Annotated in this window: 14 protein-coding genes; 6 read left to right on the top strand and 8 right to left on the bottom strand. The window is 43.8% G+C overall.

Annotation, left to right across the window (positions count from 1 at the left end):
• Positions 1 to 11: 11 nt before the first annotated feature.
• The gene (locus B9Y89_RS11925; protein WP_085523444.1) at positions 12 to 356 is read left to right on the top strand and encodes a YolD-like family protein; all 345 of its coding nucleotides are present in this window, start codon (positions 12 to 14) and stop codon (positions 354 to 356) included.
• A gap of 41 nt (positions 357 to 397) precedes the next feature.
• Positions 398 to 610 (top strand): hypothetical protein, encoded by a 213-nt coding sequence (locus B9Y89_RS11920; RefSeq protein ID WP_085523443.1) that lies wholly within the window; start codon positions 398 to 400, stop codon positions 608 to 610.
• Positions 611 to 619: 9 nt separating this feature from the next.
• On the opposite strand, the gene B9Y89_RS11915 is transcribed toward B9Y89_RS11920, so the two are convergent.
• Positions 620 to 922, bottom strand: coding sequence for a DinB family protein (locus B9Y89_RS11915; protein ID WP_254901241.1), 303 nt, complete (start codon positions 920 to 922; stop codon positions 620 to 622).
• Between the two features lie 300 nt (positions 923 to 1,222).
• Here B9Y89_RS11915 and B9Y89_RS11910 point away from each other — a divergent pair, with 300 nt between their 5' ends.
• Entirely contained in the window at positions 1,223 to 2,086 is an 864-nt protein-coding gene (locus tag B9Y89_RS11910; protein ID WP_085523441.1) for an ABC transporter permease subunit, read from the top strand.
• Between the two features lie 2 nt (positions 2,087 to 2,088).
• On the top strand, positions 2,089 to 3,111 hold the full coding sequence (locus tag B9Y89_RS11905) for an ABC transporter permease (RefSeq protein WP_085523440.1): 1,023 nt from the start codon (positions 2,089 to 2,091) through the stop codon (positions 3,109 to 3,111).
• Between the two features lie 38 nt (positions 3,112 to 3,149).
• Here B9Y89_RS11905 and B9Y89_RS11900 read toward each other — a convergent pair whose 3' ends face one another.
• From B9Y89_RS11900 to B9Y89_RS11890, 3 genes are read right to left on the bottom strand one after another with little or no spacing between them, the layout of a single operon-like run.
• On the bottom strand, positions 3,150 to 3,947 hold the full coding sequence (locus B9Y89_RS11900; RefSeq protein ID WP_085523439.1) for an SDR family NAD(P)-dependent oxidoreductase: 798 nt from the start codon (positions 3,945 to 3,947) through the stop codon (positions 3,150 to 3,152).
• Positions 3,948 to 3,962: 15 nt separating this feature from the next.
• Complete coding sequence (locus B9Y89_RS11895; protein WP_176222203.1) at positions 3,963 to 4,934, bottom strand: MBL fold metallo-hydrolase; 972 nt, start codon at positions 4,932 to 4,934, stop codon at positions 3,963 to 3,965.
• Positions 4,935 to 4,967: 33 nt separating this feature from the next.
• Positions 4,968 to 6,587 (bottom strand): M20/M25/M40 family metallo-hydrolase, encoded by a 1,620-nt coding sequence (locus B9Y89_RS11890; protein WP_085523437.1) that lies wholly within the window; start codon positions 6,585 to 6,587, stop codon positions 4,968 to 4,970.
• A 210-nt stretch (positions 6,588 to 6,797) separates the two neighbouring features.
• Here B9Y89_RS11890 and B9Y89_RS11885 point away from each other — a divergent pair, with 210 nt between their 5' ends.
• Complete coding sequence (locus B9Y89_RS11885) at positions 6,798 to 7,535, top strand: glycerophosphodiester phosphodiesterase (protein WP_254901240.1); 738 nt, start codon at positions 6,798 to 6,800, stop codon at positions 7,533 to 7,535.
• A gap of 136 nt (positions 7,536 to 7,671) precedes the next feature.
• Entirely contained in the window at positions 7,672 to 8,694 is a 1,023-nt protein-coding gene (gene namA, locus B9Y89_RS11880) for an NADPH dehydrogenase NamA (protein WP_085523436.1), read from the top strand.
• On the opposite strand, the gene rnz is transcribed toward namA, so the two are convergent.
• The 4 genes from rnz to B9Y89_RS11860 form a co-directional block, all read right to left on the bottom strand.
• Positions 8,691 to 9,602 (bottom strand): ribonuclease Z, encoded by a 912-nt coding sequence (rnz, locus tag B9Y89_RS11875; RefSeq protein WP_085523435.1) that lies wholly within the window; start codon positions 9,600 to 9,602, stop codon positions 8,691 to 8,693. The two genes, namA and rnz, sit on opposite strands and share 4 nt — an antisense overlap.
• A gap of 98 nt (positions 9,603 to 9,700) precedes the next feature.
• The gene (locus B9Y89_RS11870) at positions 9,701 to 10,909 is read right to left on the bottom strand and encodes a DUF4129 domain-containing protein (protein ID WP_085523434.1); all 1,209 of its coding nucleotides are present in this window, start codon (positions 10,907 to 10,909) and stop codon (positions 9,701 to 9,703) included.
• Positions 10,896 to 12,086, bottom strand: a complete 1,191-nt coding sequence (locus B9Y89_RS11865; protein ID WP_085523433.1) for a DUF58 domain-containing protein — start codon at positions 12,084 to 12,086, stop codon at positions 10,896 to 10,898. Before B9Y89_RS11865 ends, B9Y89_RS11870 begins: the two co-directional genes overlap by 14 nt.
• Positions 12,083 to 13,027, bottom strand: a complete 945-nt coding sequence (locus tag B9Y89_RS11860) for an AAA family ATPase (protein WP_085523432.1) — start codon at positions 13,025 to 13,027, stop codon at positions 12,083 to 12,085. Before B9Y89_RS11860 ends, B9Y89_RS11865 begins: the two co-directional genes overlap by 4 nt.
• Positions 13,028 to 13,053: the final 26 nt, after the last annotated feature.

Here is a 13,053-nt window from a genome sequence, read left to right as displayed (position 1 = left end):
AAGGTGAACACATGAACCCAAATAAACTAACACCTGGACATAATCTGATGTGGGAGTCAAGCCGGATGATGCTGCCAGAACATAAACAGAAAATCCAACAACATCAAAAAGATCTGGAAAGACACGGAAAACCTATACTCGATGAGCAACAAACAGCGCTTATCGGACAGAAAATGACCGCCGCTATGACAGAAGGCCACCCCATACAATTACACGTTTTTCACCCTTATGATGACCTGTTGGTGACAGGAACGATCCAGAAATGGGATGCCGAACGAGGCCAAATAAAGATAGCCAATAATAACGGAGAGACGTGGATCGAGTTCAGTGATATTCTGGATGTTGGCGAATCATAAAATCCCATTTGATTGACCATCCTAATGCTGAGGTGAACAGAATGGGATTGATGAAAGCCATTTCCAATCGGAATGCCCGAAAGTATGAAAAACACCGATCAAACATGGAGTTGTTAGGCAAATGCCCCGACTGCCACGGCACAGGATTTCATATGCCTTCACATATTTTTGATGATATGTCACCGGATGATTGCCCGCATTGCGACGGAAGCGGCCAGTATACTAACTGGGCTGAAAATAATCAATACCGCTAACCAACAAGTTTAATCATTGGCTGGCTCTATCAAATCCGTATCGAACGGTATATACCCTAATTGCCGGCCCATTGATACCATTTGCCCTTTGTGATGAAATTCATGGGTGGTTGTATGTGTGAAGAGCCACAATGTTGTCAGTGATTCCTCTTCATCTTGCCAAGGAACAGGCCCGGTCAGGGAAAGATCCCATTGCCCTTGGAACGTCTTTAGAAATTCATCAACAAGCAGATCCACCTCTTTAAAAACATGACGTATGTCTTCTACATTGATAACTGACTCAGAATGTACCGGGGTCACTCCCTTTTTCAAAGCAAATCCCCTAATGCTCCTTCAATTGGCTTGTTCACTCACAATGCTCTTTCGCTCATTCGAGACATAAACAAGATCAGTTGCTTAAGTTCGTATCCGTAAATTTCACTTCAACTGGAGCAATTAACACTTTCCCCGCTTGACGATAGTGATTAGTGAAATAGGTTCCCCTGTACCCATTATTTTTAAAATATTTAAATAACTATCTTGTCATAAGAAGAATGATTAGATATACTTAGGATTAATGACCTATTATTCATAATTGTTTACTAAGTCCAAATATATAAGGAGACAGTCAAATTGCAACACCTCACCTACCGTTTATCGTTAAAATTTATTCTAGCAGGGTTCGGACTATTCCTAATTGGCTCGGTACCCGCTTTGTTTGATGGTATTCATCTGAATATTCCGTCATATCTTAGCAGTCTGAGCAACGTTGTTGCCAATATGGCCCAGCCATGGTCGCTCACATATATTGATAACGGGGTTGGACGAGCATTGCTACCAAGATTGCTTGAACCTTGGCAGAACACAATGACGTTGTTCTTTGTCAGTTTCACTTGTGCTTTCTTATTGGCGTTAGCCGCCGCATGCGTGACAGCTATGTTGCCGGAAAAGCTTGTCAAGCCGGTTAAATTTATTGTATTTATGTTGGAATCGCTACCAGACGTCTTGATCATGGCTTTATTCATTTTTGGAACGATATGGGTATATCAAACAACGGGGTTCGACCTTTTTAATGTTGCTTCCTATGGAGAGGATGAAGCGTTTGCTTTACCAATGATGGCGCTGACAGTTATACCCTGCTTAATGCTTTATCGAACAATGGTTTTAGATTTTGATGTCGAGAAGGAACAACCATACGTGGAACTAGCAAAAGGAAAAGGATTAAAGAAGCACCACGTTGTTCTTAGTCATATATTCCGCAATGCCTTCATCCGTATTTTCATTGATTCCAAGTATGTACTCTGGGTGATGCTTTCGAATGTCTTAATTGCTGAATATATTTTTAATGTGAACGGCCTGATCAACTTTATGTTAGAACGTTTGACGCCGACCATTTTAACAGTGGGATGTCTCATGCTTTTTCTGCCTATCTTTCTATTTTTAGCTATTGGGCAAGTGGTGATTGAAAAGACCACTGCAGAAAGGGTGGAAATATAACTATGGTCAAAGCACTTTGCAAAAATCCGCTGTTTCTGACCGGGTTCTTGTTTTTATTTATTCTTTTTATATCCAGTATCATCCATACTTTTGTCTTCGATAGTTACATACCAGAAAAAGATGTTCTGTATGAGGATGGTCAACTTGCGGCATCATCCCCATTAACACCAGCGGACTATCCACCCCTTGGGACTAATAATTTAGGAGAAAGCTTATTTTATAAAGTTTTGCTAGGCGCCAAGTGGACAATTGGCATTGCCTTTTTGGTTGCTATCTTTCGTATGATGATTTCGTTTGTATTAGGGATTTTCTATGGCCAGTACCTCATGCGATTCAACCAAATGATATCTAAAATAGCGGAATCCTTTCATTACGTTCCGATGGCCTTATTAGCGTATCTTTTGTTAGAACCCGTTTTGATGGAACAGGGAGCGATTGGACAATTCGAATACAGTTTTGGGACACGCGTGATTTTTGAAGTTGTCATATTAACGGTGATTGCTTTGCCAACAACAACACTTAAGATCGGAAGTGATATGACTTACATTTTAAGACAAGCATTCATTACCGGTGCTGAAGTTATGGGGGCAAGCCGGTTTCATATTTTGAAAAAGCACATTATGCCCCATTTAGCACCCAAACTCTGGATTCAGTTTGCACAGCAGGTCATACAAGTCCTGATCATTCTTGTCCATTTAGGTTTGTTACAATTATTCTTCGGTGGAACCGACGTTGGGATGGGCCCTGGTGGAACTACCTTTACTTCCCTTTCAGGAGAATGGTCAGGATTAATCGGAAAAGGCTATCAATATTTAGAAGTTCACCCATGGATCCCACTAACACCACTCGTGATGTTTGCCTTAGCCATTCTCGCCATGAATTTTGTACTCGAAGGGCTTAAGTCGGCATCGGAACCTCATCATTCACGAAGAAAAACCACGGTTAACAACCAACACCAATCCGCGCCCGATGCCGGTGAAAATGCGTTTGCTTTCGTCAGGCACAACCAAACGCATCAGGGCTAAGATCCTCAAAGCCCATTAACCGTAGTTAATGGGCTCACCTACTTCATTTTAAATAGTTTTCCGGCAGTTTTCTCAATCAATCCTGGTACAAGATTGTATAATGTCGTTCCTATATTCATATACTTCGGCAGGTTAACCTCGCGCCTCGGTTTCCTAATCGCAGCCATCACTGCTTTGGCGACTTGATCGGGTTCAAGCAAAAACCGGTTCACATTCTTTAAGTAAACCCCGTCAGGGTCAGCAATATTAAAAAAATTCGTGCGAATCGGCCCTGGATTAACCGTTGTGACATGGATCCCTGTACCATCAAGTTCCATGCGTAATCCATTGGAAAACCCAAGAACCGCATGCTTACTCGACGAATAAACAATTGATTTCGGTGTCGCCAATTTTCCGGCAACAGAAGCCACATTAATGATATGCCCTTGGCGCCGGTCCATCATCTGCGGCATTATTTCTCGTGTACAGGCCATCAGTCCAACGACATTAACGTCAATCATCTTCTTCACATCATCCATACGAGCTTCATGAAAATGATCAAAAACACCAAAACCAGCATTATTAATCAGCACATCAATCGGAGGATGATTGGCCTGGATTTCAGCAAACGTCCGACTGACGGCCTCAACATCACTGACATCAAGCGCATAATAATCAGCCTCGATACGATATTGTTCATAAATGTCAGCGCTTAAAGCTTGAAGTTTGTCAACTGATCTCGCAACCAAGATAGGAACAGCACCAAGACTTGCGGCAAGCAAAGCCATCTGACTTCCAATACCACCGGAAGCACCGGTGATAACAATGGTTTTTTGTTGTAACTTGTGATCAGCCATATTCTTGCCTCCGCTTTATTTTTGTTTATAATAAACGATCCCATCATTTAAAACTGTCGATACCTGTTCATCCACTTCAAGCCACTTGAGAAATCCATGCACCTCGGACATGACCAAATCAAGCTGGCTCTCATACACGCGTGAGAATAATGCTTTCCCTAACGCAAACGTTGAACTGCCCTCACTCGCTATTTGGTTAAAAATTTTGTCCTTACGTTCCTTTTGTCTATGTAATCGTTGGTCGATCAATTTTTTCCCGTTATAAAAAGGCTCCCCATGGCCCGGCAATGTCAGGTTGAACGGCTCATCTAGTAACGCTTGCATCGTTTTCCGGTATTGCAGCAAAGTCAAAGGTTCCGATTCTTCATCGTGATAAGGCGGTTCCACAATCGCATTGGATGAAACATGTTCTAACAACACATCCCCTCCCAATAGTACGCCATCTGCCTCTCTTATTAAGGAGAGATGACTTTGTGCATGTCCTGGTGTATAGATGAGTCGCCACTCATCTAATCCTTCAATCGTATCACCGGCATCAATCGTCACATCTAAGGTCCCTGTCGACGTATAATGATAATAGTCTTTTAAAGTCGGTACCTTGTCCCGGTAAGCCTCTGGAACACCCATTTCCCGATAAAGTTGATCAAAAAACATTTCATAACGAGCTGTGAACCGTGTATCCTTCGACAGCCAAGGTTCAACGCGTGGATGACCCATAATCGCCGCGTGCTCCTGAAATAGATGAGTCAAACCAATATGATCAGGATGATGATGCGTCAATACAACTTGCTGAATATCCCTGAGTGTCAATCCGAGCACGGACAAGCTCTCCGTGAGTAGTTGTTCCGCTTCTTTTGTTTTTACCCCTGCGTCAACCAGTGTCCACCGGTCAGTATGGATGAGATAAACATTTACAGGTCCAATTTTAAACGGCGTTGGCAGGGTGATCTGCCAAATGCCGTCCGTTACTTGATGAATCGCGGTCATTTCCCGTCTCCCCATTCTCCTGCTAGTATCCTTCTATTTTAACAGTTCTTGGACGGTATGTGCTAACAGGCGCTTTAAGGGGCCGAATGAAAAATCAACATTCAAACGTTCCGTCCATTGGTGGGCATCCTTACCATAGGGACCAACGTTCATCACCGGGATATCAAGCTTTTGCAGCGCTTCGACAGGCAGATCATATCGCTCACCATACAAAGGCATATTGCCTGTTAACTGTCCGAGTGACGCCCCATCTTCGCGTAAAGAGGTGTAACTCAAGTCCGACAAGCCCGGGAAAAAATGTTGCTGTTCCCACTTAATCGCGAATTGTTGCTCGGCTTCAGCCTGCAGTGATGCGATGGCCTTTTGAATACGCTCATGGTTATGTGAAGCAACAGCTGGATAAAACGGCGGACTGTAAAACAAGACAATCATCGGTGCCAAATGTTTACATAAACTCGCTAAATCAAACACCAAACGAGTTGTTAAGTCACGATCACCAAGGTCTTGATAATTAGTGAGCGTATACATCTCCCGCCGATCGATTTCATCCTGGCCGTAACGTTCAATAGCTGCATGCCGCAACTCTCCATAGGTTAATACGTTAACGCCGATCGGATCAGGTTGATAACTCACCCATTCAGAAAATTGTTTAGCTCTTTCATAAAACTGTGTCTGAATATTTTTTGCTGCCTGCTTCCCGATATCAAGCAGTTGTGCATGAATGGCATCCAATGATTTTTCCATTAACATCACATTATATAAAGCCACGGCCGTATGTGGAATCTGTACGGAATAGCCTTCTTTAAGATCCTTTTGCATGAGGTTCGTCGGCGGTGGTGTCACTTCATCACCGACGCGCTCGCAAAAATCGGTATTCAATTCCATCAATTTCGAAAGTTGTGCGACCATATGATTGGCATTAACACCTGCAAAGGGTTCACCAACATGGGTCTCTTTACCGTAACAAAAAAATCCCGGCAAAACTTTTCCAACGGAACCTGAATAGACATAGTATTGGTCGTCACCTGGATAGCGTGAAAATATCGGTTCCGTATTCAAACAAGCGCTATATTCCAAATCATATTGATCAGCCAGTTTCAACAGAATATGAGCAGCTGTTGTCATTCCTAAGGAATTCGCTTCTTCATCCGGGACGGTTAAGAACAAGACATTACCATCAAACTCACTTGAGCACGCTTGTTCAAGTAGACTTAGTTGGAGCGATAAGCCCGCTTTCATATCCATAGAACCACGGCCGAATAACCATTCGCCTTGTGCCATATCTTTTTGCACATCTTCAGGGATCTGTGCGATATTTTTATAGAAAGTATCGGTTAATTCTTGCGGGCGAAAAGCAAGGTTCTTCCATTCACCGTAATCTTCCACATCAACAACATCCATATGACTCAAAAGGACAATTGTTTTCTTGGATGATGGATGTTTAAATAAGGCGGAAACGAGTTTGCGACCATCCTTTGTTGGGTGCAGCGCTAATTGATCGGGATGTTCTTGAAAATAAAGCCATTCGCTTAATCGTAATTGGATATACTCACTAATGGCGATTTCCGCATCTGAATGCGTGATACTAGGAAATTCAACTAATTGTGTTAACAGACGAGTGAGTTGCTCCTTCGATTGCCATTTCTGATTCATCAAATCGCCTCCCAGTGACGCATATGATGTGCTAACATCAGCATTCGCAGCACGACGTTGTGGATGTTAGTGATGATCCTATAGTGGTGTGATCATTCTATGTTGATCCATAGATATTCCTGCTACAGTATTTCGATTTTTTTAAGTAAAATCCTTTAATAAATGAATCGTCCGATTTAAGATATAAATAGTGATTGGAGGGAACCGGTATTGCAAACACAAATTTTTGCGCATCGCGGTGCGAACTATAAATTCCCCGAGAATACGATGCCGGCATTTAAACACGCACTAAAAGAAAAAGCAGACGGTATCGAATTGGATGTACAGCTGTCAAAAGACGGCATCCCCGTCGTCATTCATGATGAGAAAGTTAACCGGACAACCAACGGTGTGGGATACGTAAAGGACCTGACCGTTAGCGAATTGCAATCATTACGGGCAGGAACACGAAAATGGTGGCGGTTGTATCACAATACAACTATTCCTACATTGGAAGAGGTTCTGAAGTGGATTGGTCCGACCTCAATGCATCTCAATATTGAATTGAAAAACAATGGCTTTGCATACGAAGGATTAACGCCTTCCGTTCTAGATCTTGTGAATCAGTTCAATATGATGGAGCGAACGTTTTTTTCATCCTTTAACCATGATAGTCTGTATCATTTGCAGCAAATGGCCCCTGAGGCCAATACAGCTTTATTATATAGAAAACCAATGCCGGAGCCATGGACATACACCAAGGCACTGAATGCTTCGGGCATTCATCCGCACCGGCGCAACATTACGCCGGGATTAATTAAGCAAATGCATAAATATCAGTTTGCGGTCCGAGCTTACACCATTAATCAGGCACGCACCATGCGGCAAATGATGGACTGGGATATTGACGCTATCATTACTGATGTTCCAGCTGTCGCTGACAAAGTCCGAAGACAATATAAGCCATAAGCAAAGCCTCTACCCTTTTCGCAAGTGGTGGAGGTTTTTTGATGACCTTTAAAGCATATTAGAAGAGTGAGTGTTTTTTTTATGCTATAATATCGTTCTATAAAGTCATAATATTAGAGAAAGGTTGCGATGAAGGATGAATACAAAGTTATTTTCACCTTATAAAATAAAAAATGTTGAATTAAAAAACCGCATCGTTATGTCACCGATGTGCATGTACTCGTGTAGCAATGAAGACGGCAAGGTTATGAATTGGCATTTAACTCATTATACAAGCCGGGCTGTCGGCCAAGTCGGATTAATTATCGTCGAATCAACCGCCGTCACCCCGCAAGGTAGGATATCCGATTACGACTTGGGCATTTGGGATGATGAACAAATCGACGGCCTTAAGCAAGTCGTTGATCTCGTCCATGAGCAAGACAGCAAAATTGGGATTCAGTTAGGACATGCCGGACGAAAGGCAAATCTTAACGGTACCATTCATGCTCCCTCCGCCTTAGCTTTCAACGAAGATATGTCAACGCCTGAAGCCATGACAGGGGGGCAAATTAAAGAAACCGTTCAGGCTTTCAAAGATGGTGCCTATCGTGCCAAACAAGCTGGTTTCGACATAATCGAACTTCACGGCGCGCACGGATATCTGATTAATCAATTTTTAAGTCCTTTAACCAATCACCGTAATGATGAATACGGCGGCTCTCGTGAGAATCGATTCCGCTTTTTAGCAGAAGTCATCGAGGCTGTTAATGATGTGTGGAACGGACCGTTGTTCGTCCGCATTAGTGCAAATGAATATGCGGAAGGCGGCAACACCCAAGATGATTTTATTTATTATGCGAAAGAAATGAAAAGGCGCGGCGTTGATCTTATCGATTGCAGTTCCGGCGGTGTTGTCCCTGTCGGAGTTGACGCCTTTCCAGGATACCAAGTCCCTTACGCGGATAGGATCAAACATGAAGCTGAAATTGCTACCGGGGCTCTCGGCCTGATTACACAAGGCTGGCAAGCGGAAGAAATTCTACAAAATGACCGCGCTGATCTGGTCTTACTTGCCCGCGAACTATTGCGTGACCCTTATTGGCCGCTAACAGCTGCCAAAGAATTAAGGACTGAAATCAAAGGACCACGTCAATATGAACGCGGTTGGAAATATTAGAACGTATAACTCCACAGGTCTTCGGCCAAATAACTATTGGCAAACGAAGCCTGTGCCTCAACCAAAAGGTCTTGACTACTATCTTTATATCTTGAACTAATATGAGTAAGAATCAGCGAAGCGGCTCCGGCCGCTTTAGCTGTTTCTGCCGCTTGTTTGGCCGTTGAGTGGTGAAATTGTCGAGCAGCTTCAGCTTGATGATCCATGAATGTCGCCTCGTGGACAAGTACATCAACATCCCGCGCCAGTTCGGAAGCGGCATCACACAAGCGTGTGTCACCGATCACGGCCAGATGTTTCCCTTTTTTGGCATCACCAATGAAATCAGCGCTATTTAACGTCCGTCCGTCAGCCAATGTAACGGTTGCCTGTTCTTTAAATTGCTTATATATCGGGCCCGGCTCTACCCCTTCAGCCTGCAATTTATCAACAAGTAGCGTCCCTGGCTTGTCCGCCTCACTCACACGGTAACCGTAACATGGAATGCCATGTTCCAAGCGCCGTACTGTGACAGTCATTGCCCCAATCTCGTAGCCAGCACCGTCTTCGACTTCAATGATCTCTAATGGATATTGCAAATGGGTATTGGATGAACGGAGCGCTTCTTGGACAAATCGTTTAATTCCTTTTGGACCGTAAATCGTCAACGGTTCATCTTTGACCTGAAACGACCGGCTACCTAGTAAACCTGGCAACCCAAAAATATGGTCCCCATGCATGTGACTGATGAATATATGCTTGACTTTAGGTAACGTCACCTTCGTACGCAGGATTTGCTGTTGCGTCGCTTCGCCGCAGTCAAACAGCCACATCTCCCCTTGATGCTCAGGCATGACGAGCGCAGCGCTGCTGACATTCCGTTCCTTTGCAGGGACGCCGGCACCTGTCCCTAAAAAAACTAATTCCATTTTTACCACCACGATTTCATCTCATTTATCTCTCTTATTGTACTTGATGGCCATCTGCATAGGCAAATCCTTAAATGACCTTTAACATAGCCTTAATTTTAAAACTGATCGTTGGAGTGACGCCTCACCTGGTCATAAACGGCATTCGTTAAAGTCTCGAATTGTCTCACTTCGGCATCGCTTGGAGTATATTGCCCATAACGAACTTGGTAATAAAGATGGCTCAGGGTCGTTTGTTCATCGGTAGATATCGGCAGACGCTCGAGCCAAGTGCTCAATGTTTCATGTACATGCCTGCCAAAGCCAGCCTTTTTCATTTTCTTTTGAAATTGGAACATGGCCTTTCGAACCGCATCATTTGGCGGCTTTGCACGCTGGGTAAATCGCCCATTACGACCGGACGTACGGCTAAGTCCTTGTTCACCTGAAGATACTTGAACACTCGTTTCATCCCATGACATTTTGAACCGTTTGCGCCATAAAACAATAAAAACGACAATGACAATTAGAGCAACGACAACAAACTCTATCCATAACAACCATGAGGTATCCGGTGATGTATGCGCAAGAGCCTCTTGCATCTTGTTCGGTTGTTTCTCGTTTTCCTTACCCAATGTCCCCATATCCACATTTAAATGGTCATAAGACACAAGGGAACGAAGCCATTTGAATATCGGACTTAAAATCAAATAGACGATACCAGCAATACCACTACCAACCCATCCAATTACTGTCTTCCAAACTGGCATTAGGAGGAAAATCAACAAACCGGTAACGATCGTTAATCCAGCCGTCCCTCCAACAACATAGAACCCGCGCCAGTCAATGTCGCCACCTACAACATTCAAGGCTAAACGAATCGCAAGCATCAAAAACACTGGGACAACTGTTAACCATCCAACATGAATAGGAGGAAACAATGGTGCAATCACAAAATAAATGAAGGTAATTGTAAGAGCATTAATAAATAAGCGCCAAACGTCCTCTTGCTCATAACGCTCAAAGCTGCGAATGACGCGCCAGCAAAGATATCCAGATAGAATAGCCGCAAACATAAAAGCGACACCAGATAGAAAAGTAATGAGGCCAATGAGGACGGAACAGGCTAAACAAGCGGCTAAAACTAACTCACCCGATTTTTTATAAATGAGGTAGAAACAAGTCCAGTGAGCGCCTCCCATGATTAAAAGGACAGCCGCCGATGTCCAGAATGATCCACTTGGATCAACCGGTGCAAACAGCACCATTGCCATTGATAATTCAAGTAGGAAATAGAGAAAAACAGTCATGTGCTTATGAGACGGCATCCGGCTGTCCTCCCCCGCTTAATCGTTTTAAAGCGCCGCTGTCAAGATCCAATCTAAACAGCTTATGCCCTTGTCGGTACCATTGCCCCATCAATTGCTGATCGCCTGTCGCGTATTGATTCATAAAAAAGACGACACGTTGACCATCAAAACGTCGGCCGATGTCTTTAAACGCTAATTCCGGACGAATTTTAATTTGCTTGTTGCTAATCAGTGCCAAAAATTCGAGTGCTTTGAACAAGTGAATCCGTCCAGAATCAGGTGGCAAATGCAGCAACGTGTCACCTCGGGGTTTTGAATTACAGAACAATTCGATCTGAATCCCTTGTTTTTCCGCGATCCAACATAAGTGAGCGGCATAAGCGATTTGTTGTTCCAGTTGTGCCATCGTTATTTTCCTTTGCGTAACGGGATGATGACACAGCACAATCGACCAAATCATCCGCGTCGTCCTCTCAAATGTTTTCGTCTGTAGTTCACCTGTCTTAGCACTTGCTTTCCAGTGGATATGCTTACTAGAATCCGTTGATTGATACTCGCGAATCCCCATAGGCTGCGTCTGATCGAAAAACAGTGACTGCTGGCTCGCCTGTTCACCTATAGACATCGTTGTGACACGTTGTAAACCACCGATGGCTTTCTGATTAGGAAACACAACCATCGTGGAATGAATCCTCCAACCAAAATCAATCTGAAAGTATAATAGATTGAATGGATCATAGAGTCTGATATCATGGATTTTGAGTTTGGCATGCCCGCGGCGGAGACCTTCAACAGGGATACGAAGGGTTCGTTCACGACGTCCCGAGAGCTTAAACGGAACAGCATAGTGTCCTGTAGCTGATTTTTGTATCCCCGGAAAGGTCACTTGATCATCAGCCGACATTGTCAATTGACCGCTGATCACCGGCCACCGGCTCGGATTCTGAATGGTTAACACCACTTCGCTACGATCACCTTTGTACATTCTAAGCTTGGGTGTTTGACTCGTTAAGGTTAGATCTTTTCCAATCCATTTAAGATAAGTGGTCAGGAACAATAGCAAAAGGAGAATCATGACGTCCAACACGAGTAGTTGTTCCATTTCAAAAAAATAACCGATGAAAATAGCTAATATAGAAATGCCTGTTATTAACTGTGCCACCGACGGAAAAAGCACTTTTCGCTCTTCTATCATCGCTCAACCGCACCGTTTTCCACCGGCACATGGATACCTTCCATGACGGTTTGCAAAGCCTGCCGCTTGGTATACTGCATCTCACCTTCCATCGTCAAAACAAGACGGTGAGCGAGTACGGGAGCCGCTAGTGTTTGAACATCTTCCGGAATAACAAAATCACGTCCATGAAGATAGGCACGCGCTTGAACCCCACGCATCAATGCTAAGGTCCCACGCGGACTAACCCCGGCATCGATGATGTCCATTTGCCGTGTCGCTTGCACAACATCTAGCAAATAGTTTTCCACATCAGTTGAAAACGACACTTGAGTGACCGCCTTCTGCAATTGGATAATATCCTCCATTTCAACAACCGTTTGCAAGGCCTCAAGAGGTGAATGGCTACGAAATAGCTGCAGAATATGCCGTTCTTCTTCTTTTGACGGATAACCCGATTGAATTTGCATAAAGAACCGATCCTTTTGCGCTTCCGGGAGCGGAAACGTTCCTTGTTGTTCTATTGGATTCTGCGTGGCGATCACTAGAAATGGCGGATCAACGGTGACGGTTTGCCCTTCAATGGTGACTTGGCGTTCCTCCATGACTTCGAGTAGACTCGATTGCGTCCGCGGTGTCGCCCGGTTAATTTCATCAGTTAACAAAATATTAGTTATGACCGGCCCGTATTTGACCTCAAACGTTTGGGTCTTCGGATTATACATTTGAATGCCCGTCACATCACCAGGCAAAATATCCGGTGTCATTTGGATTCTTTGAAATTGACCATTAATTGAACGAGCTAGCGTTTTCGCTATCATTGTTTTTCCTGTCCCAGGAACATCTTCAAGCAAAACATGACCACCACTTGCTAAGGCGATCGTTAGTAGTTCGACAATATCATCTTTACCGACAAGCACCTTGCCGATATTCGTCTTTAAATCTTCTAATAAATGTTTCATTGTGACCCCCTGTACATATTACATCA

It is taken from the genome of Tuberibacillus sp. Marseille-P3662 (assembly GCF_900178005.1).
Lineage (GTDB): Bacteria > Bacillota > Bacilli > Bacillales > Sporolactobacillaceae > Marseille-P3662.
The sequence above is the reverse complement of the archived record's forward strand: the minus strand, read 5'-3'. Positions and strand labels throughout refer to the sequence as shown.